The 22,489-nt window shown below is 64.9% G+C and carries 22 protein-coding genes; 13 read left to right on the forward strand and 9 right to left on the reverse strand.

Annotation, left to right across the window (positions count from 1 at the left end; translation table 11 throughout):
- Positions 1 to 23: 23 nt before the first annotated feature.
- Positions 24 to 2,774, reverse strand: a complete 2,751-nt coding sequence (locus H0S73_RS21600; protein ID WP_181054064.1) for a [protein-PII] uridylyltransferase — start codon at positions 2,772 to 2,774, stop codon at positions 24 to 26.
- Positions 2,775 to 3,026: 252 nt separating this feature from the next.
- Between H0S73_RS21600 and H0S73_RS21605 the strand changes: the two genes are divergently transcribed.
- The 4 genes from H0S73_RS21605 (at position 3,027) to H0S73_RS21620 (ending at position 6,302) form a co-directional block, all read left to right on the forward strand.
- Positions 3,027 to 3,995: an aliphatic sulfonate ABC transporter substrate-binding protein gene (locus H0S73_RS21605; protein ID WP_181054065.1), complete on the forward strand. Its 969-nt coding sequence runs from the start codon at positions 3,027 to 3,029 to the stop codon at positions 3,993 to 3,995.
- Between the two features lie 83 nt (positions 3,996 to 4,078).
- Positions 4,079 to 4,984, forward strand: a complete 906-nt coding sequence (locus tag H0S73_RS21610; protein WP_246389143.1) for an ABC transporter permease — start codon at positions 4,079 to 4,081, stop codon at positions 4,982 to 4,984.
- Positions 4,984 to 5,772: an ABC transporter ATP-binding protein gene (locus tag H0S73_RS21615; RefSeq protein ID WP_181054066.1), complete on the forward strand. Its 789-nt coding sequence runs from the start codon at positions 4,984 to 4,986 to the stop codon at positions 5,770 to 5,772. Before H0S73_RS21610 ends, H0S73_RS21615 begins: the two co-directional genes overlap by 1 nt.
- A 20-nt stretch (positions 5,773 to 5,792) precedes the next feature.
- Positions 5,793 to 6,302, forward strand: coding sequence for an OsmC family protein (locus tag H0S73_RS21620; RefSeq protein WP_181054067.1), 510 nt, complete (start codon positions 5,793 to 5,795; stop codon positions 6,300 to 6,302).
- Positions 6,303 to 6,505: 203 nt separating this feature from the next.
- Here H0S73_RS21620 and H0S73_RS21625 read toward each other — a convergent pair whose 3' ends face one another.
- A complete protein-coding gene (locus H0S73_RS21625) occupies positions 6,506 to 7,789 on the reverse strand; it encodes a penicillin-binding protein activator (RefSeq protein ID WP_181054068.1) in 1,284 nt (427 codons plus the stop codon).
- A gap of 134 nt (positions 7,790 to 7,923) precedes the next feature.
- Between H0S73_RS21625 and rsmI the strand changes: the two genes are divergently transcribed.
- The gene (rsmI, locus tag H0S73_RS21630; protein WP_181054069.1) at positions 7,924 to 8,862 is read left to right on the forward strand and encodes a 16S rRNA (cytidine(1402)-2'-O)-methyltransferase; all 939 of its coding nucleotides are present in this window, start codon (positions 7,924 to 7,926) and stop codon (positions 8,860 to 8,862) included.
- Complete coding sequence (locus H0S73_RS21635; RefSeq protein ID WP_181054070.1) at positions 8,859 to 9,236, forward strand: YraN family protein; 378 nt, start codon at positions 8,859 to 8,861, stop codon at positions 9,234 to 9,236. The genes rsmI and H0S73_RS21635 overlap by 4 nt, the downstream gene beginning before the upstream one ends.
- 132 nt (positions 9,237 to 9,368) lie before the next feature.
- On the opposite strand, the gene H0S73_RS21640 is transcribed toward H0S73_RS21635, so the two are convergent.
- On the reverse strand, positions 9,369 to 10,241 hold the full coding sequence (locus tag H0S73_RS21640) for a LysR family transcriptional regulator (protein WP_181054071.1): 873 nt from the start codon (positions 10,239 to 10,241) through the stop codon (positions 9,369 to 9,371).
- Between the two features lie 104 nt (positions 10,242 to 10,345).
- Between H0S73_RS21640 and H0S73_RS21645 the strand changes: the two genes are divergently transcribed.
- Positions 10,346 to 10,555, forward strand: a complete 210-nt coding sequence (locus tag H0S73_RS21645) for a DUF1127 domain-containing protein (protein ID WP_181054072.1) — start codon at positions 10,346 to 10,348, stop codon at positions 10,553 to 10,555.
- Here H0S73_RS21645 and H0S73_RS21650 read toward each other — a convergent pair.
- Positions 10,552 to 11,433, reverse strand: coding sequence for a lipid kinase (locus H0S73_RS21650; RefSeq protein ID WP_181054073.1), 882 nt, complete (start codon positions 11,431 to 11,433; stop codon positions 10,552 to 10,554). The genes H0S73_RS21645 and H0S73_RS21650 overlap by 4 nt on opposite strands.
- A 224-nt stretch (positions 11,434 to 11,657) precedes the next feature.
- On the opposite strand from H0S73_RS21650, the gene gshB reads away from it, so the two are divergent.
- Positions 11,658 to 12,602 carry a glutathione synthase gene (gene gshB / locus H0S73_RS21655; protein ID WP_181054074.1) on the forward strand — a complete coding sequence of 315 codons (945 nt, stop codon included), beginning with the start codon at positions 11,658 to 11,660 and terminating at the stop codon, positions 12,600 to 12,602.
- Between the two features lie 257 nt (positions 12,603 to 12,859).
- Here the strand turns inward: gshB and hemW are convergent, their stop codons facing one another.
- Positions 12,860 to 14,020: a radical SAM family heme chaperone HemW gene (hemW, locus tag H0S73_RS21660; protein WP_181054075.1), complete on the reverse strand. Its 1,161-nt coding sequence runs from the start codon at positions 14,018 to 14,020 to the stop codon at positions 12,860 to 12,862.
- Between the two features lie 130 nt (positions 14,021 to 14,150).
- Entirely contained in the window at positions 14,151 to 15,719 is a 1,569-nt protein-coding gene (locus tag H0S73_RS26170; RefSeq protein WP_181054076.1) for a calcium-binding protein, read from the reverse strand.
- Positions 15,720 to 16,152: 433 nt separating this feature from the next.
- Here H0S73_RS26170 and H0S73_RS21670 point away from each other — a divergent pair, with 433 nt between their 5' ends.
- Entirely contained in the window at positions 16,153 to 16,824 is a 672-nt protein-coding gene (locus tag H0S73_RS21670) for a TetR/AcrR family transcriptional regulator (RefSeq protein WP_181054077.1), read from the forward strand.
- Positions 16,825 to 16,899: 75 nt separating this feature from the next.
- Positions 16,900 to 17,379, forward strand: a complete 480-nt coding sequence (locus tag H0S73_RS21675) for a DUF2852 domain-containing protein (RefSeq protein ID WP_181054078.1) — start codon at positions 16,900 to 16,902, stop codon at positions 17,377 to 17,379.
- 73 nt (positions 17,380 to 17,452) lie between these two features.
- On the opposite strand, the gene H0S73_RS21680 is transcribed toward H0S73_RS21675, so the two are convergent.
- The 3 genes from H0S73_RS21680 to rph form a co-directional block, all read right to left on the reverse strand.
- Positions 17,453 to 18,550 carry a M10 family metallopeptidase C-terminal domain-containing protein gene (locus H0S73_RS21680; RefSeq protein ID WP_181054079.1) on the reverse strand — a complete coding sequence of 366 codons (1,098 nt, stop codon included), beginning with the start codon at positions 18,548 to 18,550 and terminating at the stop codon, positions 17,453 to 17,455.
- Between the two features lie 122 nt (positions 18,551 to 18,672).
- On the reverse strand, positions 18,673 to 19,314 hold the full coding sequence (locus H0S73_RS21685) for a non-canonical purine NTP pyrophosphatase (RefSeq protein WP_181054080.1): 642 nt from the start codon (positions 19,312 to 19,314) through the stop codon (positions 18,673 to 18,675).
- The gene (rph, locus tag H0S73_RS21690; RefSeq protein WP_181054081.1) at positions 19,311 to 20,024 is read right to left on the reverse strand and encodes a ribonuclease PH; all 714 of its coding nucleotides are present in this window, start codon (positions 20,022 to 20,024) and stop codon (positions 19,311 to 19,313) included. Before rph ends, H0S73_RS21685 begins: the two co-directional genes overlap by 4 nt.
- Positions 20,025 to 20,171: 147 nt before the next feature.
- On the opposite strand from rph, the gene hrcA reads away from it, so the two are divergent.
- The 3 genes from hrcA (at position 20,172) to H0S73_RS21705 (ending at position 22,431) form a co-directional block, all read left to right on the forward strand.
- On the forward strand, positions 20,172 to 21,263 hold the full coding sequence (gene hrcA, locus H0S73_RS21695) for a heat-inducible transcriptional repressor HrcA (RefSeq protein ID WP_181054082.1): 1,092 nt from the start codon (positions 20,172 to 20,174) through the stop codon (positions 21,261 to 21,263).
- 122 nt (positions 21,264 to 21,385) lie between these two features.
- Positions 21,386 to 21,793, forward strand: a complete 408-nt coding sequence (locus H0S73_RS21700; RefSeq protein WP_181054083.1) for a hypothetical protein — start codon at positions 21,386 to 21,388, stop codon at positions 21,791 to 21,793.
- Between the two features lie 245 nt (positions 21,794 to 22,038).
- A complete protein-coding gene (locus H0S73_RS21705) occupies positions 22,039 to 22,431 on the forward strand; it encodes a hypothetical protein (protein WP_181054084.1) in 393 nt (130 codons plus the stop codon).
- Positions 22,432 to 22,489 lie beyond the last annotated feature (58 nt).

Consider the following 22,489-nt stretch of genomic DNA (forward strand, 5'->3'; position numbering starts at 1 on the left):
TATCAGGTCCCTTGCCCCACAAATCAAGCACTTCGCCTGTGGAGGGGCTCGGCTTCCTCAGCCTTGAACACCTCGAGCAGGGTGCGGGTGATGGTGGCCTGGCGGCCCGCATGGGTGATCTTCGTGCCCGTCAGGTCGGTCACGTAGAACACGTCCACGGCCTTTTCGCCGAAGGTGACGATATGGGCCGAGGCGATGTTCAGGTTGAGCTTTCCCAGGGCGGTCGTGAGGTCGTAGAGCAGGCCGGGCCGGTCGAGGCCGGAAATCTCGATCACCGTCTGGCGGCTCGACAGGGAATTGTCGATGTTGACCTCCGGCGGCACATGGAATGCCTTGGAGCGCTCCTTGGCCGGGCGTTTGCCGTCCACGAGGTCGGCGATCTTCACCTCCCCCTTCAGGGCCCGCTCGATGGCCTTGGCGACCCGCTCGGCCCGGCGCAGCTCGTCCTCGTCCCGGTCGAAGGCGCGGGAGAGCACGATGGTATCCAGCGCCATGCCGTCCGTGGTGGTGAAGATCTGCGCATCCACGATATTGCCGCCCGCCGCCGCGCAGGCGCCGGTCACGATGGCGAGCAGGCGCGGATGGTCGGGCGACAGGATGGTCAGCTCCGTCACGCCCCGGAACTGGTCCGTCTCGTAGGCCGTGGTCACCGTGCGCCCGCCCTTCTCGGCCTCCCGCAGGAGCCGGGCCTGCTTGGCCCGCCGGGTCTCGTCGGTCTTCAACCAATAGCCCGGCGTATGGCGCGCGGCGAAGGCTTCGAATTCCTCATCGGTCCAGTCGGGCAGCTCGGACCGCAGCCGTTCCTGCACCAGGCGCACGCGCTCCGACCGGGCGAGGTCCACCGCGCCGCCGCCGAGGATCACCTCCGTCTCATGGTAGAGGTTGCGCAGGAGCTGCCCCTTCCAGCCGGTCCAGGTACCCGGTCCGACCGCCTTGATGTCCGCGATGGTGAGCACCAGGAGCAGCTTCAGGCGCTCCATGGTCTGCACCACCTCGGCGAAGCTCTTGATGGTGGCCGGATCCGACAGATCGCGGCTCTGGGCCGTGTTCGACATGAGGAGATGGTGCTCGACGAGCCAAGCCACCGTCTCGGTCTCCGCCTCGGTCAGGCCGAAGCGCGGCCCGAGCTTGCGGGCGATCACGGCCCCCGCCTCCGAATGGTCTTCCGGCCGGCCCTTGGCGATATCGTGCAGGAAGACCGCCACGTAGAGGGCGCGGCGGTTGCGGATCGAGGAAAAGATCTGGTTGGCGAGCGGGTGCTCACTGCCGAGCTGTCCCGCTTCGATCTCGGTGAGCACGCCGACCGAGCGGATCAGGTGCTCGTCCACGGTGTAGTGGTGATACATGTTGAACTGCATCATCGCGACGATGCGGCCGAAATCCGGGATGAAGCGCCCGAGCACGCCGGCCTCGTTCATGCGCCGCAGCACCACCTCGGGGGCGTTCTTGGAGGTGATGATCTCCAGGAACAGCTTGTTGGCCTCGGGATCGGTCCGCAGGTTGTGCCCGATGAGCTTGAGCGAGCGGGTCGCAAGACGCGTCGCGTCGGGATGAATGGCGAGGTTGCGCCGGTCGGCGAGCCAGAACAGGCGGATCAGGTTGACCGGATCGCGCTCGAACGCCTCCTCGTTCTCCACGTTGAGGCGGTTGTTGTCGATGATGAAGCCCTCGCTCACCAGCGCGCCGCCGCTGCGGCGGCGAAAGCGGCCGAACATCCGGTCGAGCATGGGGCGGCGCTTGGTCTGGCGCGCCTCGAGCTCGGCGCAGACGATGGCCGTGAGATCGCCCACGTCCTTGGCGATGAGGAAATAGGCCTTCATGAAGCGCTCGACCGCCGACAGGCCGCCGCGCGGCGCGAAGCCGATGCGCTCGGCGATGGTGCGCTGCAGGTCGAAGGTCAGGCGCTCCTCGGCGCGGCCCGTGGCGAAATGCATGTGGCAGCGCACGCGCCACAGGAATTCCTCGCAGCGCGAGAAGAGATTGAACTCGGCCTGCGTGAAGAGCCCGGCCTTCACCAGCTCCTTGGGCTCCTTCACCCGGTAGACATACTTGGCGATCCAGAAGAGCGTGTTGAGATCGCGCAAGCCCCCCTTGCCGTCCTTCACGTTCGGCTCGACGAGGTAGCGGGACGCGCCCGCCTTGGCCACGCGGGCATCGCGCTCCTTGAGCTTGGCGTCCACGAACTCCGCCGCCGAGGTCGCGACGATCTCCTGGTCGAAGCGCTTCTCCAGGTTGTCGAAGAGTTCCCGGTCGCCGAACAGGAAGCGGGCTTCGAGCAGGGAGGTGCGGACCGTCATGTCCGCCTGCGCCTCGCGCAGGCATTCCTCCACCGAGCGCGTCGCGTGCCCGACCTTCAGTTTCAGGTCCCAGAACACGTACAGCATCGCCTCGACGACACTCTCGCTCCAGGCGGTCTGCTTGTAGGGCAGCAGGAACAGGAGATCGACGTCGGAGCCCGGCGCCAGGGTCCCGCGCCCATAGCCGCCGGTCGCCACCACGGCGAGGCGCTCGCCCGCCGAAGGGTTGGCCGCCGGATAGAGATGCTGGACCACCGCATCGTGGACGATGCGCACCAGCTCGTCCATGCGCTCGCAGAGATAGCGGGCGCAGACGAACCCGTTCTGGCTCTCCTGGAGCTTGGCCTGAGCCTCCTCATGGCCCCGGTCGAGCAGCGTCCTCAACGCGGGCACGAGCCTGGCGCGCAGCTCCGCCGCATCGCGGATCGGTTCGCTGCCGAGGGCTTTCAGGACGCTCTTGGGGCTATGAAGGGTCATGGAGCAACCGCATGCGAGGACATGCCTGACTTAACACTTGAAAGGCCTCCGCCAAAGGGAGGGCTGGAACAATCCGGCCAAACGGATAGTTTGTTCTTTATAAGAGATATTGTTTGACATAAAAAACGCTGAGTTCTAAAAACCGAACACGCGCCGATTTGAGCATGCAGATTGCGGGCGCGAAACAAGTGCAGCTAAAGCGCCGGGCGCCTTCGAACGAAGCTCCCATGCGCAGAACATGGGAAGAACACGATGAGCCTGACGCGCCGCCTCCTGATCGCCGCCTCTCTCGCCACCGGCCTTGCCTCCCTCACCACCGCGGCTTCCGCGCAGGTGAAGGAAATCCGGATCGACTACGCCACCTACAACCCGGTCAGCCTCGTCCTGAAGGACAAGGGCTTCCTCGAGAAGGAGCTGGAGAAGGACGGCATCGGCGTGCGCTGGGTGCAGTCGCTCGGCTCCAACAAGGCCCTCGAATTCCTCAATGCCGGGTCGATCGATTTCGGCTCCACGGCGGGCGCCGCGGCTCTGATCGGCAAGATCAACGGTAATCCGATCAAGTCGATCTACGTCTATTCCCGCCCCGAATGGACCGCCCTCGTCACCCGCAAGGATTCGGGCATCACGAAGGTCGAGGACCTGAAGGGCAAGCGCGTCGCCGTCACCCGCGGCACGGATCCGCACATCTTCCTGGTGCGCGCCCTGCAGGAAGCCAAGCTTACGGAGAAGGACGTGAAACTCGTCCTCCTCCAGCATCCGGACGGCCGCACCGCCCTCGAGCGCGGCGACGTGGATGCCTGGGCCGGCCTCGACCCGCTGATGGCAGCCGCCGAAGTGGAAAGCGGCGCGCAGCTCTTCTACCGCAACGCCGGCGCCAACACCTGGGGCGTGCTGAACGTCTCCGAGTCGTTCGCCAAGGACAATCCGGCCCTCGTGCAGCGCGTGCTCAAGGCTTATGAGGAAGCCCGCAAATATGCGCTCGCCAACAAGGACGAGCTGAAGAAGACCCTCGTCACTTATACCAAGCTGTCCGACGCGGTGATCGAGCGCCAGCTCGAGCGCACGGAGCTGACCCATTCCAACATCGGCCAGCCGCAAGTCGATACGATCCTCGCCGCAGGTCTCGCCCTGCAGCAGGCCGGCGTGATCGCCGCCGACGCGAATGTGCAGGCCGCCGTCGATTCCCTCATCGACCGCCGCTTCGCCACCGCGTCGCGCTGATGTCTTCATCGCGGGAGAGCGCCGTGACAGGCCAAGCCACGGCATCGGACCCAAAAGTGGACACCACTTTTGGGATCCATCCGATGCCTGCTTCCTTGAAGGGCGTGTCGTCCAGTGCGGAAAACCGGAACCACTTTTCCGCACGACACGCCGGCAACGCCTGGTCCTCCCATGAGGGTGCCGCCGCTCTCGCGGCCCCTGCCTTAACCGAGAAGCGACGCGTCTTCGACTGGCGCATCCTTCTCGGCCTTTTCTTGCCCATCGTGGTTGCGCTCCTCTGGGAAGCCGCCGTTCGTCTTGGCCTCGCGCAGGGACGGCTCGTTCCTCCACCGAGCCGCATCCTCGCAACGCTCTGGGGCCTGGCCCGGACGGGCGAGCTGTGGACCCACACCTGGATGACGCTCTGGCGCGTTCTCGTCGGCTTCGTGATCGGTGCCGCCGCCGGCATCGTGCTCGGCGCGCTTTCCGGCTCCAGCAAGACAATCCGTCAACTGCTCGACCCAACCCTTCAGGCCCTGCGCGCGATCCCGTCCATCGCCTGGGTGCCGCTGTTCATTCTCTGGCTCGGCATTTTCGAGGCCTCGAAAGTCGCGCTGATCGCGGTCGGCGTGTTCTTCCCCGTCTATCTCGGCATCGCGGGTGCGATCTTGTCCGTCGACCGCAAGCTTGTGGAAGTCGGCCATGTGTTCCGCCTCTCGCGCGTGCAGCTCGCCCGCCGCATCCTGCTGCCGGCCGTTCTGCCCGAAGCCGTGATCGCGCTCCGCTCAGGCCTCGGCCTCGGCTTCATGTTCGTGGTCGCGGCGGAATTCATGGGCGCATCGGAAGGCCTCGGATACCTGCTCGTCGATGGCCAGCAGATGGGCAAGCCCGACCAGATCCTCGCCGCGATCATCGCCTTCGCGCTCCTGGGCAAGATCGCCGACAGCCTGCTCGTCGCTGCCACCCGCCCGCTCGTGCGCTGGCAGGACACTGTGCGGGAGAGGCTGTGATGCTGAACCTCGAACATCTCTCCAAGACCTATGCCGACGGCACGCGGGCTCTGTCCGACATCAATCTCGTCGTGCGGGAAGGCGAGATCGTCTCCCTGATCGGCGGTTCGGGCTGCGGCAAGACCACGTTGCTGCGCCTCATCGCAGGTCTCGACCGGGCGAGCGCCGGCCGGATCAGCCTCGACGACGAAGTGCTCTCAGGTCCTCATCCGGCCGTCGGCATCGTGTTCCAGGAGCCGCGTCTTCTGCCCTGGCTGTCGGTTGCCGACAATATCGCCTTCGGGCTCGACGGCCTGAGCACGCCTGAGAAGAAGGCGCGCGTCGCGCATGCCCTCGACAAGATCGGCTTGGCCGAACACGCGGATCGGTGGCCGCGCGATCTTTCGGGCGGACAGCAGCAGCGCGTCTCCATCGCCCGCGCCTTCGTGACGAATCCGAAGGAGCTGCTCCTCGACGAGCCTTTCTCGGCGCTCGATGCCTTCACCCGCGCGAGCCTGCACGAGCATCTGCTGGGCTTATGGGAAGAAACGCGCCCGACCGTCGTGCTCGTGACCCACGACGTGCAGGAAGCGGTGACGCTCGCCGACCGGGCCATCGTGATGCAGCCGAAGCCCGGCCGGATCTTCGACGAACTGCCGCTGACGCTCTCGCGGCCGCGCGACAAGACGGGCCTTCCGTTCGAGACCTCCGTGCGCCGCATCTTGACGGCCCTGGACCACTCCCTCAAAGCTCCGCAATTGCAGCCTCAACGTGAACGCGACCGTCAGGCCGCTGCGTTGTGGTGGTAAGCCACCCAAAGGACATCATCATGGATGCGACCGCCCTTCGCGCCCTCCAGGCGCCGCTGAAGGATCAGTACCGCAACGATCCCGACAAGGCCGTGATCACCCTGAAGGCGCAGGGCACGCTCGACGACCAGCACATCGCCTGCAAAGTCGAGACCGGCCGCGCGCTCGCCGTCGCGGGCCTTCACCCGGCCACCGGCGGCTCCGGCGCAGAACTGTGCTCGGGCGACATGCTTCTCGAAGCGCTCGTGGCCTGCGCGGGCGTGACGCTGAAGGCGGTGGCGACCGCCCTCGAAATCGAGCTGCGCCATGGCGCCGTGAAGGCCGAGGGCGATCTCGATTTTCGCGGCACGCTCGGGGTCGACAAGACGGCGCCGGTCGGCTTCAGGAACATCCGCCTCTCCTTCGAAGTGGACACGGATGCGCCGCAGGAGAAGATCGACCAGCTGCTCAAGCTCACCGAGCGCTACTGCGTCGTCTTCCAGACCCTCAATAACAAGCCCGAACTGAGTGCTACGCTGACGCGGAAATAGGGCCGGCTGTTTGGATTACGCTCATCTTCGGCTTTTGACAGAACTCTCACCTCATCCTGAGGAGCGGCGAAGCTGCGTCTCGAAGGAGCTTCCAGTGTGTGCTGGACCGTCCTTCGAGACGGGCCTGCGGCCCTCCTCAGGATGAGGGTTGAGGATGGCTTTTCTCGCCCGATGAGATTATGGCCGGAGAAGCAGAAATGCCCTCAATTCCCAGCCACCAGGGTTCGCGGCGCGCCGCTGATCGCGATGGCGCTGCCGCCGCGGATTTCCTGCACGGTCAATCCGCGTTCGTTGGTACCGTCGGGGTTGAATCGGAACACGCCGTCTGCACCGGCGAAGCCGGCCGGACTCGTCAGCATGGCGTCATTGAAAGCCTGCGCGCCCTGCATGCGCGCGAGCGCGGCCGCAAGCGTCACCGCATCGTAGGACAGGGTCGCCAGCCGGATCGGATCGACGTTGAAGCGCGCCCGGTAGCGTTCGGCGAAGGCCGTAAAGCCGCGCTTGTCGGGGGCGGCGAACCAGCCGCCCTGCAGGGCCGGGAGGGCTGCCACGCGCGGCTCGTCCCACAGGCCCGTGCCGAGCGGCTTGACTCGCAGAGGATCGAAGCCCGCCATCCGCAGAGCCTGGGCGATGCCCGGCAGGCCGTCGCCGTTCTCCGGGATGAACAAGGCGTCGGCCTGCGGCGAGGGCCCGCCGATGACCGGCGCCATGCGCTGCACGACGTCATGAGGACGGCCCGGCGGATAATACTCGATCGCCGCGATGCGGAGGCCCTGCCGAGCGGCCGCCTGCTGCAGCCGCGTTGCGGCCACGCGGCCATATTGCGTGTCCGGGATCAGGGCTGCGACCGACCGGCGCCCCTGGCTGGCGGCGAACGCGACGATGCGGTCCACCTCCTCCTGCACCATGAAGCTGAGAAGATACACTCCCTGGCTGGCCACGCTCGCATCCGTCGAGAAACCGATGACGGTCTTACCTCCCTGACGGGCCACCTGACCGGCGGCCTGCACGGAGCCTGCGTAAAGTGGGCCGACGATGAGCTCGGCTCCCTCGGCCAGCGCCTGCCGGGCCGCCGCCTGCGCGCCCTCCGCGGTTCCGGCATCGTCCTTGACGAGGATGGTGAGGTCGGAGCCCTGGAATTCGTCGAGGGCCAGTTCCGCCGCGTTGCGCATGCTCTGCGCCACGACGGCCCCTTGGCCCGGCTCCGACATGGGCAGGATCAGCGCGACCTTGACGGGGCCGTGGCCGATGGTGGTCCCTTCCAGCCTGGGTGCATGGGACGCGTTCGGCGCGGGAGCGGCGGCCGATGGCATATCGGCAGCGTAAAGAGGCTCGGACGGCGCTGCTGCAGCAGGCCGGGCCGGCTTGCGGGCCGATGTCCGGCTGCCGGAGCCGACGCATCCCGACAGCGCCAGCGATGCGGAGAGAACGAAAGCCCAAGCGGCACGGCCGGACAGGACGGCCGCATTTTCGATGAAGCGCGCCATCTCCACCCCCTTTGGAAACAGCTCAAGCGATGGACTGAGCATGACGGCAAAAGGTAAACATTGTTTCCAATGCCGGTCGATGGATCGACAACCCCGCTTTCGCGACAACGCCCCTTCATGCGACAGTGACGACGATGAGCCAGAGAATCGATAATCGGACCAAGCGGCGCGAGCCGAACGAACGTGTTGCCACCTTCACCGCCTTCGGCCTCGCCGCCGAGGCCAAGCCCCTGTCGCCGGGGCTCTATGTGGTCGCGACTCCCATCGGCAATTTGCAGGACGTGTCCTTCCGCGCATTGAACGTGCTCGCCGCCGCCGATGCGATCCTCGCCGAGGACACGCGGGTGACGAAGACCCTGCTCGCCCATTACGGCATCACCACGCCGCTGGTGGCCTATCATGAGCATTCCAACGATGCGGTGCGCGAGCGCATGGTCCACCGCATCCGGGAGGGCCAGGCGCTTGCGCTGGTGTCGGATGCGGGCACGCCGCTGGTGTCGGACCCGGGCTACAAGCTCGTTCAGGCGGCGATCGAGGAAGGGCTGCCGGTCACGCCGATCCCCGGCCCCTCCGCCGTCCTCACCGCCCTCGTGGCCTCGGGCCTGCCCACCGACCGCTTCTTCTTCGAAGGATTCCTGCCGCCGAAGAGCGCCGCGCGCCGCGCGAGGCTGACCGAGATCGGCACGATCCCCGGCACGCTCATGCTGTTCGAGGGACCGCACCGCCTGCCCGAGATGCTCGTCGACGCGGCGGAGGTGCTCGGCGAACGGCAGGCCGTGGTGGCGCGCGAACTGACCAAGATGTTCGAGACGATCCGGCGCGGCACCCTGCCGGAACTCGCCCGGCAATTCGCCGAGGAAGGTCCGCCCAAGGGCGAGATCGTGGTGCTGATCGGCGAGGCGACGAAAGAGATGCATGCGGCCGAGGCCGACGCGGCACTCGACGGCAAGCTCGAAGCGGCGCTGAGGAACCACTCGATCAAGGATGCCGCGGCGCTCGTCGCGGCGGAGCTCGATCTTCCCAAGCGCGAGGTCTACGCCCGCGCCCTGACGCTCGCCAAGAAGGACGCATGACGAGCGCTCTCGAACGGCGACGCGCCACATTCCTGCGCGGCCACCGCGCCGAGTGGGTCGCGCTGTTGTTCCTCGTGATGAAGGGCTACCGCCCGCTCGCGCGCCGCTATGCGGCTTCGGGCGGCGAGATCGACCTGATCGTGATGCGAGGCGACACCATCGCGTTCGTCGAGGTGAAGGCGCGCGGCCTGATGGACGACGCGCTCTCCGCCATCACGGCCCGCAAGCGCCAGCGCTTCTCGCGCGCGGTCCGCACCTGGCTGTCGCGCAACGCTTGGGCGCAAGGCAAGACATGGCGCGCCGACGCCGTGTTCATCGCGCCCAAACGATGGCCGCAGCACATCGTGTCGGCGTTCGAACTGGAGATGCGCTAGCGCATCGGACGGAACCGGGAGGGCCGCGTCAGCGAAAAGTGGACGCGGTTTTCCGGTCTATCCAATGCGCCAACCAAGAGAAGGAGTATCGGATGAATCCCAAAAGTGGTGTCCACTTTTGGGTCCGAGGCTCTAAGCCGCCATCCGATGCCGGTCCGCCACCGCCTCGCGGATGTGCCGCGCCAGTTCCTGCACGACATGATTGCCGCCGTCGCGCGGCAGGTAGAGATTGACCATGAAGGGCGGCAAGGCAGGCAGTCCCGATTCAGGCCCCAGCACGTCGAAACCGCTCGGCACGGTCGAGGCCATCCAGGCCATCACGGCGATGTCGGCCGCCACCGTCGCCACCTGCGCGGACGTATTCGTGACTTCGGAGACAGAGCGCCATTCGATGCCGGCCTTCTGCAGCGCCTCGCGGATCGGCGCGCGGAAGGCGCAATCGGAGCAGCCGATGGAAACGGGCAAGGGGCGCTGGCGCGCCGCATCGCCGCCCCGTGCGCCGACCCAGACGAGACGATCCATCACGAGATTCTGTCCATCGGGATCGCAGGCCATCTCGGTGGCGAGCACCACGTCGACCTTGCCGCCGTAGAGCTTCGAGCGAAGGGACACGCTGGAGCCGCTGTGGAGCACGATCTGCACACGGGGATAGCGGCGCGCGAAATCCTTCAGGAAGGTCGGCAGATAGGTTGTGACGATGTCGCTCGGGATGCCGAGGCGCACCTCGCCCTCGAATTCCGGCGTCGTCATCTCGGTCCAGATTTCATCGTTCAAGGCCAGCATCCGCTTTGCCCGCCCGAACAGGCGCTCGCCGGCGGTCGTCAGCTTCATGCCGCGCCGGTCGCGGGTGATGAGTTCCTCGCCCAGAGTTTCCTCGAGGCGCTTGATCTGCTGGCTCACCGCCGCCTGGGTCAGGTTGAGAACCCCGGTGGCGGCGGTCATGCCGCCGGCATCCACCACCGCGACGAAGGCCCTGAGCAGGCTGACATCCAGGTTCCGGGCCATGGCTCACCTCAATAACGAAGCATTATTTTCAATATAATGAACATTCGTTTTCCTTATGCAAGGGGGAGGCGCATCATCTCCTCATCGAACCTGAGGAGACAGCCATGACAGCCCATGTCACATCCTGCGATTGGACCGCCCATCAGAAGGTCACGAGACCCTCGCGGATCAGGAGCCTCTTCGCGGCCCTCATGCATGAGATCGAGATTCGCCGTGCCTTGCGCAACGTCAGCTCCCTGGATGATGCGATGCTGCACGATATCGGCCTCACGCCAGGCAACATCGAGGACGCCGTCCGCTACGGCCGGCATTAATCTCCCTGTTTGGGCGCGAACACCGTCACGGCCGCTGGCCGGATCGAGAAATGGGCGGGCGTCTGGGTCACGATCTCGCCATCCGCATTGATGGGCCTCGGCTTGCGGGTGCGGATGTCGAACTCCTTGGCTCGCACCGCCCTCACCTCCTCCCAGGCGCCATGCTGCCCGTAGCGGAACGAGCGCGCCATGAGGGCGAGCTTCCAGGCCCGTTCCAGCTCAAGGCTGTAGAGATCGAGATGCTGGTCGTCGATGGCCGCGTCCTTCTCCACCGCATTCCCGCCGCCATAGAAGCGCCCGTTGCCGACCGCGATCTGCAGCGTCTTCACGCGCACGGATTCGTTATCGCTGGCGATTGTGGCCCGAAAGGGCTTCGCCTGCGCCAGGACCTTCAGGGCCACCAGGGCATAGCCGAGGCGGCCCCAGCGGCGCTTGATATCCCGCGTCAGCTTCTGCGCCAGCTCCGCCGACAGCCCGAGGCTCGCCACGTTGAAGAAGGGCTCACCGTTGACGAGGCCGAGATCGATCTTGCGGGTGATGCCCGCGGCGATGACGTCGGCGGCGGCGTCGATATCGAAGGGAATGCCGAGGGTCCGGGCAAGATCGTTGGCCGTGCCCATCGGCAGAATGCCCAAGGGGAGACGGGCCTCGATCACCCCGAAGGCCGCCGCGTTGATGGTGCCGTCGCCGCCGCCCACGATGGCGCAATCCACATCATGCGCATGCTCGACGATGAGCGGAGACAGGTCCTCGCGGCGGCCGCATTCCACGTGAACGGGCTCGATGCCATGATTCTTGAGGCGCTCGACCGCCGTGTCGCATTGGGCGGCGCCGCTGCGGCTCTTGGTATTGACGATCAGAAGGGCGCGGCGGGTCATGGTCTGTCACATGGAAAAGCTTGAGCGGATCCGCAAGGGGGGGAGCGTCAAAGCGGAGCCGTTGGATAACCCGCCTCTCCGGCTTTCGTTCACCCTGCTCTCATCCATAAAGGAAGCATCGGATTCGATCCCGAAATTGCGAATCCGCTTTTGGGTCCGATGCTTTGGAGTTGCCAACCTCGATATTTGGCCCAATAACCCTGCTTCCCAAGGAGGCCTGACGCATGACCCTCACCGTTGCGTTCCAGATGGATCACATCCGCAGCATCAAGATCGCAGGCGATACCGGCTTTGCGCTGATGCTCGAAGCCCAGCGCCGCGGGCACAGGGTCCTGCACTACACCCCCGACCGCCTGTCCCTGCGCGACGGCGCGGTGATCGCCCTGGCGGAAACCATCGAAGCGCGCGACGTGGAGGGCGATCATTTCACCCTGGGAACGCCCGAGCGGGTCGATCTGTCGACGGTCGACGCGGTGCTCATGCGCCAGGACCCGCCCTTCGATCTCGCCTACATCACCGCCACCCATTTCCTCGAGCGCATCCATCCCAAGACGCTGGTGGTCAACGACCCGACCCATGTGCGCAATGCGCCGGAAAAGATCTTCGTCACGCATTTCCCGCACCTGATGCCCCCGACCCTCATCTCCCGCGACAAGCAGGAGATCGAGGAGTTCCGGCGCGAGCATGGCGACGTGGTGATGAAGCCGCTCTACGGCCATGGCGGTGCGAGCGTGTTCAAGGTCGGGCGCGAGGATCCGAATTTCGGGTCGCTCTACGACCTGTTCTCCAACCTGTTCCGCGAGCCCTGGGTGATCCAGCGTTTCCTGCCCAAGATCACCGAGGGCGACAAGCGCATCATCCTTATCGACGGCGAGGCGGCGGGCGCGATCAACCGGGTGCCGGCAGCCAACGACATCCGCTCCAACATGGTGCGCGGCGGCGCCGCGAAGCCCACGGACCTGACCCCGCGCGAGCGCGAGATCTGCGAGACCATCGGCCCGGACCTCAAGCGCATGGGCCTCATCCTCGTCGGCATCGACGTCATCGACGGCAACCTCACCGAGATCAACGTGACGGCCCCCACGGGCATCCGGGCCATCAAGCGTCTGGGCGGACCGGATCTCGCCGTGACGGTGTGGGACGTGATCGAGAGCAAGGTAAAAGGGTAAGAGCCGCGCTCTTTGCCGTCATGCCCGCACTTGTTGCGGGTATCCACGCCTGTGTGAGGCGCCAACTTGAGCCCTCATCCTGAGGAGGACCGCAAGGTCCGTCTCGAAGGACGAGGGCGTTTCCAGAGAGCTGGACGATCCTTCGAGACGCAGCTCCGCTGCTCGTCAAGATGAGGTCGAGTAGACGCAGGACGTGGATGGCCGAGATGATCCCTGGTCAAGTCCAGAGGCGTCCATGACGGGATAGGCTCGTTGCTTCAAGCCGCCAGTTCCGCGATCACCGCGTTGAGCACCGGAAACCCCTTCGGCGTCACGGCGAGGCGCGAGCCGGTCACCTGGAGCAGCCCCTCCTCCTCGAGGATCCGCAGGCCGCGCTGATTGAGCGCCTTGCCGGTAAAGGCCTCGAAGCGGCGCGCATCGACGCCTTCCTTCAGGCGCAACCCCATCAGCAGGAACTCGTCGCCCTCGGCCTCGGAGGTCAGAACCTCCTCGTCGATGACACCGTGGCCTTCGCGCTCGACCCGCTCCAGCCAGGTCTCCGGATGCTTCTCCGTGGCGGTCGCAAGCCGCGCATTGCCGGTAACGAGGCGTCCATGGGCGCCGGGGCCGATGCCCGCATATTCGCCGTAGCGCCAATAGAGCAGGTTGTGGCGGGATTCCGCCCCGGGCCTCGCGTGGTTCGAGATCTCGTAGGCCGGCAGCCCGTGCTTCTCGCACACTTCCTGCGTGATGTCGTAGAGCGCGCGGCCGGTCTCCTCATCGGGCACCGTGATCTTGCCCGCATCGTAGAGGCGCTGGAACCAGGTGCCGGGCTCGATGGTGAGCTGGTAGAGCGACAGGTGCTCGACCGCATGGGAGATGGCCTGCCCCAGCTCAGCCCCCCAGGCCTCCGGGGTCTGGCCGGGCCGGGCATAGATGAGGTCGAAGGAATAGCGCTCGAAGATGGAGGCGGCGATCTTCACGGCGCCGAGGGCTTCGTCGACCGAATGCATGCGGCCGAGCCGCTTCAGGTCGGGATCGTTGAGCGCCTGGACGCCGAGCGAGACCCGGTTGATGCCGGCGTGACGGTAGCCGCGGAAGCGCTCCGCCTCGACGCTGGTGGGGTTGGCCTCGAGCGTCACCTCGGCCTTGGGATCGATGGACCAGGCCCCGCCGATGGCGTCGAGGATTGCCCCCACCGTCTCCGGCTTCATGAGCGAGGGCGTCCCGCCGCCGAAGAAGACGCTCGTCACCCTCCGCCCCGGAATGCGCGCGGCCGTGTGGGCGATCTCTCGCCGGAAGGCGGCCAGGAACCGATCCTGATCCACCGGCTGGTGACGAACATGGCTGTTGAAGTCGCAATAGGGGCATTTGGAGGCGCAGAAGGGCCAATGGACATAGACGCCAAAGCCCACATCGCGCGTCGGATGATCGATCATGAGGAAGGCTTATGCCATCTTTCGCCCAGGCCGTCATCCTAGGCCCATCGCGAACTCTCGATGCCCCTTCCTTATTCAAACAAAAAGGGGCGCAACAGCGCCCCCGGATCATTTCCTCTTCGAGCGACTCTCATAAGCCGATCATGTTATGCGTTGCGGTGTTCCACCACAGTCCGCCTTTGAAATTCTCGACAACGATCTGCCACGTATCATCGACCGTGACCAATTGGTCGGTACGGTAATAGAACGACCAGCCATTGTGCGCCAGGGTTGTGATCTGGGTCACCTTCACATTGCTCGTTCCGTCGATCTGAATGATCTCGCCCACCTGGAAATCCTTGATGACATCCACCCTCAACGGTATCCGGAGGAACGATGCTTGCTTGTCGCGGGCGGCATCGAATTTGAACGTATCCCGCCCGGCGCCGCCGACCAACACGTCCCTGCCCGCGCCGCCGGTGAGGATATCGTTGCCGCTGCCGCCATCTATCGAGTCATCGCCGCTCTCGCCAAACAGGAAATCGTTCCCGTCATAGCCTGTCAGGGAATCATGGCCCTCACCGCCATAAAGCGTGTCGTTGCCGTTCTCGCCTCCATCGACAATGTCATTGCCCGCATTGCCATTCAAAAGGTCATGACCTGCATTGCCCAACACCACGTCGTCGCCGTTGCCGCCTTCCACGCGGTCGTCATCGTTCCCACCCGTCAGGTAATCCATGCCGTCGCCGCCATAGACCTGATCGTTGCCGTCGCCGCCATCGATCGAATCCTCGCCGGTGCCGCCCAGAAGAACGTCACGCCCGGAATATCCGTTGATCTTGTCGTTGTCTTGATCGCCCGTGATGTAGTCGCTGCGAATGCTCCCATTCACCGTATCGTCGCCCGCTCCGGCGCGGACGATCATACCGCTCACCTTGAGCGCGCCTCCCCGACCTTCGTGACCGCCGTTTGTCTCCCAGTGCGCGCGGACCCAGTCGCTGGATTCGTTATGGGCGATCTTGTAGGCAAAGACATCAGGATTCGCCGTCAGATAGCCTATCTCATCGAACTGGGGGCCCGTATCCTCGCCCCACGAGCGGGTAAGCCCAGTCCAGCCGCCAAGCCGCGCCTCGCGAGATCCCATAACGGCCCAATGATTAAAGGCGAAATCCAGGCCGAGACCATGCGCGATCGCATATTGCTGGACGTCGGGATTCATCTGGTAATATTCGAGGGCGTTGAAATTCTCTGCTGAGGTATTGCCCGCCTCGATCATATCGTTGAAGGCGCTGCCGATGACGTTCTCCACGTCGACCAAACGATCTACGTAGCCATCCCTGCCCTTAACGATACCGACCGAGAGATTCGCATAGATCCCGCTCATGTTCTCCGCATAATTTACCGTATCGATGCCGGCGCCGCCGAGGAGCGTATCTCGGCCTAAACCTCCCGTGAGAAAATCGTCCCCGTCACCACCGCTGAGAAGGTCGCCGGATGTGCTGCCGGTCAACGAATCGTTGCCGCCGTATCCAAATGTCCAGCCGAAGTCTTTGACCACATCGTTGCCCGAGCCGCCAAAGTTGAGCTTAGGGGCACTCGCTAGAAGGGGCGTCTCCCACCTCCAGTCCACGTCATAAGAGATCTCGATGCTAGCATTGGCAGAGTCTCCCCCTACCGAAAAAATACGAGGTATTGAGAATAAAAACTTGAAGAGTCCCATTGATCGCCTCTAAAGCCTGATCGAGGCAATTTAATGGTATGTTATAATTTTTCTATAAGCGTTAAATTGTCTGTCCTGCCATGGAAACACGCGAAGATTGCAATCCTCGAGTTGCTGTAGAATGAATCCAGATCGGCGGCCGCCCAAGCGCCGTCAAAGCATTCTCGGGTAGGTTTCACGTCCTTCCTAAGCAGTGCCGCGCCAATTGTGCAAAAGCCGAGTCCAGTGGGAGAGGCCCCGTGGTTCGGGTTTCGACCCGTCGATAGCGTGATCGCGCGGGACAAGCCCCTGGGGGTCATTCCCAGCCGGAGCGCTGTCCAAACTTTTCTGAACCTGTTCAATCACAAGGTTGTTCTCTCCTATAGAACCTTCCGTTCTGGCCTCCGGCGTTGCGGAGCCCTATGATCGGCAGGTAAAGAGTCAGGAACCCACCATGCGGCATTGGCGCGGCCCGTTCGACCGGCAGGGCTACCACCACGGCAATCTGAAGGAAGCGCTCATCGAGGCGGCGCAGCGCTTCATTGCCGAGCGCGGGATCGGCGGGGTCCCCCTGGCCGATGGGGCCAAGCTCGTGGGCGTCACGCCGGCCGCGCTCTACCGCCATTTCCGTGGCCGGGACGCACTGGTGGCCGAGGTCGCCTTCCGCGGCTACGACGAACTGGCGAAACGGCTCGGACGTGCACTCCAGAGCGAGGGCACGGCACTGGAGCGCTTCACGCGCATGGGCGAGGCCTATCTTGCCTTTGCCGAGCAGGAGCCGGGCTTCTACACCGCCATGTTCTCGGCCAAGCCCGCCGAGGGTGAGGCATCCTGCGGCCCCTTCTGGGCCAAGAGCATCCAGAGCGGCGGCAAGCCCGTCGGCAATGCTTTCGATTTCCTGGTCCAGGCCCTTTCGCAGACCTTTCCCGAAGGGTTCCAGAGCGTCGACGTGCGCTTCATCGCCATCGAGGTCTGGGCGCTGTCCCACGGCATCGCCACCCTGGATGCCGCTGGCCAGCTGCCCAAGGGTCCTGGGCTGCCGGACAAGTATGAATTGCTCCGGGCCGGTGTGCTGGCCCTGGTCCACGGCGCCCTGAAGGAGCGCACCGGAAGCCCGACGAAATAATCGACGAAACCTCTCTTGAAAGCGCCGAAATCGATCCGCATGTTAATGTTGTTAGCATTAACATAGGGACCTCCAATGTCTGACTCTGCCTCCGCCGCCTGGAACGCGGTCCCGCATGCGGGCCCCTGGAACAACGGCGCTCAACACCGCCGCTGCGGGCGCAGGCCCGGACGCGGCCTGGAGATCGCCGGCATCATTCTGGGATTCATCTTCGTCTGGCCGCTCGCGCTGGCCTATCTGGTATGGAAAATGTGTGGATATCCGAAATACGATGAGGCCAAGGCCTTCTTCCGCGACACCCTCGGCCGGGCCCGGGACGATTTCTTCGCCTCGCGCGGGCCTGCCGGTTTCGGCGGGTTCGCGAGCACGGGCAATGCGGCCTTCGACGATTACCGCCGCAGCGAGCTCGAGCGCCTCGAAGCCGAGCGTCGCAAGCTCGACGAGGAGGCTCGTGACTTCCGCAACTTCGTCGAGGAGCTGAAGCGGGCCAAGGACCGCGAGGAGTTCGACGCCTACATGGCCAAGCGCCGCGGCAACGGCACGACGAACGCCTGATTGGCCTGACTGAATCAACGGAGCGCCCTTCGGGGCGCTCCGACTCTTATCGCCCGAGACTTGTGCTGAACGCTCAGATCACGAAGAAGTCGCCTGCGCTCAAAGCCTTCTTGGGCAGCTTGGCAATGGCGATCTGCGCCTTGGAGCCCACTCCGTCAGGGTCGTAATAAAGAACGCCCTTGTCCTTGTTCCAGATGATCCGGTCATTGCTGTCGTGGGCCTTGGAGCCTGAGTAAAAAGCCTTGGCGTCGATTTTCTTAGGCGCCGCCATGGTTCCGGCCTTGCCGATCCCTTTGAACACGGCGTCGTCGAGCCAGATATCGTCGTCCTTGGCACGAAAATCCTTGATGGTGTCGAGGTTCGTCTTCTTGTTCGGCTTCGTGTTGAACACGAACGCATCCTTGCCGGCCCCGCCCGTCAGGGTGTCCTTGCCCGAGCCTCCGCTCAGGGTATCGTTGCCGCCCAGGCCGTTGAAGATATCGATATCGGCTCCGCCCACCAGATAATGGGCGAAGTCATTCCCCATCACGTTTTCACGGGCAACGTCGCCGACTTGTACCGTCAGGGTCTGGGTAAGAGAAAACCCGGTGCTCCCGACCACTTTCACGGTGATGGTATGAGCGGTGGCCTGCTCATAATCGAGCTTGAGGCCGTCACGGACCTTGAGCTGCGCCCCTTCGAGCATGAAGCGGCCACCCGCGTCGTCGACCAGCTGGTAATGCATGGTGCCGGTATCGGTCGGGTTCGCATTGGCCAGGGATAAGTTGCCGATGAGCGCGCCCGTACCGGATGCCTCCGCGATCGGGCCAGCATGGAGGGACAGTTGCGGTGGGGCGATACCGGCGAAGTGGCCTTGGTAGATGGTATCACCAGAATCGGTGACGTCCGCCCAGGTCACAACCCAGCTTCCATCGCTAAGAGCCGTTACAACAGGGTGAATCGTCTCGCTCGTCGGGTTGAATTTATTGACTCGCTCAGGCGGCCCATAGGCAATTCCCAGAGGGTTGAAGACTTGGGCAAGGACCTGCGTTCTCGATTCAACCACTGCCGACCACACGATGACCCAGCCACCGTTCGGCAGCGCGGCCACGGAGGAGCCGGTGACCTCATAGTCAAAATGAGGCATATCACCGGTGATTTGTACTTCTTCTCCAATTCTAATGAGTGTCATAGGTCCCGCCTTCCTGAGAACGCACATAAACGTTATTGCGTATCATAAGGCGTGATAGCCGAAACCTTGGGCCTCGTCGAGCACCGGCCTGTGCGGGGGTGCACCCCAAGGAGATCAGGGACTCATGCTCTCCTCAGACAGCCGGCCGCCAGCTTCACGAAGGCGCGGGCCCGGTGGGAGAGCCCGTCCGGCTCCGGCTTCGACCAGTCGATGCCGTGCTTCTCCTCGGATGAGATCTCCCCGAAGGTCTCGGTGAAGCCGTCCGGCTGGAACATGGGGTCGTAGCCGAAGCCCTTGGTCCCGCGCGGCGGCCACACGACCTGGCCGAACACGCGTCCCTCGAACAGTTCCTCGTGCCCGTCCGGCCAGGCGATGACGAGGGCGGAGACGAAATGCGCCCGGCGATCCGTCGCCTCCCGCTTCGAAAGCTCGCGCTCCACCCGCTCCATGGCGGCGGAAAAATCTCGCTTCGGGCCGGCCCAATCGGCCGTGAACAAGCCGGGCGCTCCATCCAAGGCATGCACGCACAGGCCGGAATCGTCGGAGAGAGCCGGCAGTCCGGTGGCCGTGGCGGCCGCATGGGCCTTGATGGCGGCGTTCTCGGCGAACATGTGCCCGGTCTCGTCGGGAACGGGCAGGCCGAGCTCGCCCGCCGAGACGGCCTCGATGCCGAACGGGGCGAGCAGTTCCTGCATCTCCCGCAGCTTGCCCGCGTTGTGGGTCGCGATGACGACCTTGCCGGTCAGGGGGCGGTGGGTGCTCATGCGACGGCCTTCTTCTGCAGGTCCACGAGCTGCGCCACGCCGGTCTTGGCGAGCCGCAGCAGGCTCAGGAATTCCTCCTCGGAAAAGGGCTTGCCCTCGGCCGTGCCCTGCACCTCGACGATGCCGCCGGAGCCGGTGATCACGAAATTGGCGTCGGTCTCGGCGGCGGAATCCTCCGCATAGTCGAGATCGAGGACCGGCTGGCCCTTGTAGATCCCGCAGGAGATGGCGGCGACGGGCTCACGCAGAGGGTTGATCGAGATGATCGAGCGGTTCTGCATCCAGGTGAAGCAGTCGTGCAGCGCCACCCAGGCGCCGGTGATGGAGGCGGTGCGGGTGCCGCCATCGGCCTGGATCACGTCGCAATCGACCACGATCTGCTTCTCGCCGATGGCCGGCAGGTTGACGACGGCGCGGAGCGAGCGGCCGATCAGGCGCTGGATCTCCTGGGTCCGGCCCGAAGGCTTGCCGGAATTGACCTCGCGACGGGTGCGCTCGTGCGTGGCGCGGGGCAGCATGGAATATTCCGCCGTCACCCAGCCGCGTCCGGTGCCGCGCAGCCACGGCGGCCCCTTCTCCTCGAGCGACGCGGTGCAGATGACCTTCGTATTGCCGAAGGAGACGAGGCAGGAGCCTTCCGCATAGCGCGCGACGCCGCGCTCCAGGGTGACGGGACGCAGTTCGTCGGGGGCGCGGTTGGAAGGACGCATGGCGGTTTCTCCTGAAAGATCTTGCGATTCCCGCCTGTTTGAAGCGGCCAGGACGATTAGGCAAGCGCAAGGCTTGCCGAAGGGGCTTCCGATCCGCACATAATATCGGCTTGCAGGGTGGAATTGTGAGAGCGTAGAACCCTTCGGATGCATCCCACCGGTCCTTTTTCCCATCTTTCGGAAAACCGCGCCATCGCGGAGCTGAACGACCGTTCCCGCGAGATCTTTCGCCAGATCGTCGAAAGCTATCTCATGACCGGCGAGCCCGTGGGCTCGCGCCACCTTTCCCGCATCCTGCCGATGGCGCTTTCGCCGGCCTCGATCCGCAACGTGATGGCGGATCTGGAGGCCGCGGGGCTGATCTTTGCCCCCCATACGAGCGCCGGCCGCCTGCCGACGGAGACCGGCCTGCGCTTTTTCGTCGATGCCATGATGGAGATCGGCGACGTCACCTCCGAGGAGCGCTCGCGCATCGAGGCGCAGATGCGGGCCGCCGCCTCCGGCCATACCCTGGAGACGGCGCTCGCCGAGGCCTCGGCCCTGCTGTCGGGCGTCTCGCGCGGCGCCGGCGTCGTGGTGACATCGAAATCCAACGCGCGCCTCAAGCACATCGAATTCGTCCGCCTGGACCCCACCCGCGCCCTGGTGGTGCTCGTCTCCGAAGACGGCTCGGTGGAAAATCGCCTCCTCGACCTGCCCGCAGGCCTGCCGGCCGGGGCCCTGGTGGAGGCAGGCAATTTTCTCAACGCCCGCATCCAGGGCAAGACGCTCGGCGACGTCAAGCGCGAGATCCAGACCCGCCGCGAGGACATGGAGCGCGAGCTCGACGTCCTCACCGCCCGGCTCGTCGAAGCGGGGCTCGCCACCACGGTGGGACCGGCGGATTCCCGCCAACTCATCGTGCGCGGCCAGGCCAACCTCCTCGACGACCTGAAGGCCGTGGAGGACCTGGAGCGCATCCGCCTGCTCTTCTCCGACCTGGAAACCCAAACCGACGTGATCGACCTCCTGAGCCGCGCCGAGGGCGGCGAGGGCGTGCGCATTTTCATCGGCTCGGAGAACAAGCTTTTCTCGCTCTCCGGCTCCTCGATGATCGCCGCCCCCTTCCGTGACGGCAGTCAGAAAATCGTCGGCGTTCTCGGCGTCATAGGCCCGACACGTCTCAACTACGCCCGGATCGTCCCGATGGTGGATTACACCGCCAAGGTGATCTCGCGCATCCTGGAACGGGGACGGTAAGGCGTCCCGTCCGTCCAACGCCGCCAGCATATGGCGGCGCCGCAGGGAACCATCCTGTCCTGACGCGTTAAACCTCCTGTCCGCGAATGCGGCCTATGTTCCCATCGATGGAGGAGGTTTCCTTGAAGACAGCAGCGATCATCGCCGGCGCCGGTCTCATGATGCTCGGCACCCTCGGACAGGCCCAGGCTCAGGCCAGCGGCACTCCCGGCTCCCCGTTCCCCAACGCCGCCCCGCATGAGATCCAGACGATCAACGGCGTGCCCTGCCGCACCATCCTCGACCGCGAGAGCAACACGCGCATCCCGGTTCAATGCGCCAGTCAGGCCGGCATGGTCGGCATGGACCCGACGACAACCGGCAGCGTTCTCGTGGCTCCGGCCGGACAGGCTCCTGTGTCCGGCACGCCGGCCTCCGCCTTCCCCACGGCCGCCCCGCATGAAATCCGGGTCATCAACGGCGTTCCCTGCCGCACCGTCCTGGTCCAGGGGACGGACCAGCGCGTCCCCGTGGAATGCGCTATGCGGTAAGCTCTCCGCAGCTTCCGGCAGGTGCGGATGTCCGCCTCCGCACCTGACGGGATCTTCGACATTGCCCCGACACGCCAGACCGACGGCGATTCTTTCGCACCGGTCCCCGTGAGATCACACGGCCCCTCGAAGGGGATGCAAGCTCCCTTTCGAGGCATGTTGCCCCGGACGGACAACCTCCTATCTCCAGAGCGTCAACCTCTGCCGTAAGAGTGGCTCTTTCGCCCTGAACCCAGGAGGTTCCTATGAAGACGCTCTCGGTTGCCGCGATCGCCGGCCTCATGGGGCTCGGCGCCCCTGGCTTTGCCCAGGCCCAGGCTGGCGGAACACCCTTTTTGCCGTTCCCCGATTCCGCCCCCCAGGAGATCCGGATTTACAACGGTGTGCCCTGCCGCACGATTCTCGACCGGGCCAGCGGAGTCAGGCTTCCGGTCCAATGCGCCGGACCGAACGGCGTGGTCGGCGTGGATCCGACCGCGACCGGCAACATCCCCGTCCCGCCGCCCTATGGGGTTCCGGGTCCCGGCGCGCCGCCCTACGCCTTCGAGAGCGATATCCAGATCATCAACGGCTTCAAGTGCCGTACCGAGTTCATCGAGGAGACGGGAGAGCGCCTCCCTGTCGAGTGCGTTCGCTGATCCCCTCCTCTTTTCCTCTGCGAGCCCGAGCTTTCCGCCTGCGCCGACCCGATACGCC

The sequence above is a fragment of the Microvirga mediterraneensis genome (assembly GCF_013520865.1).
GTDB lineage: Bacteria > Pseudomonadota > Alphaproteobacteria > Rhizobiales > Beijerinckiaceae > Microvirga > Microvirga mediterraneensis.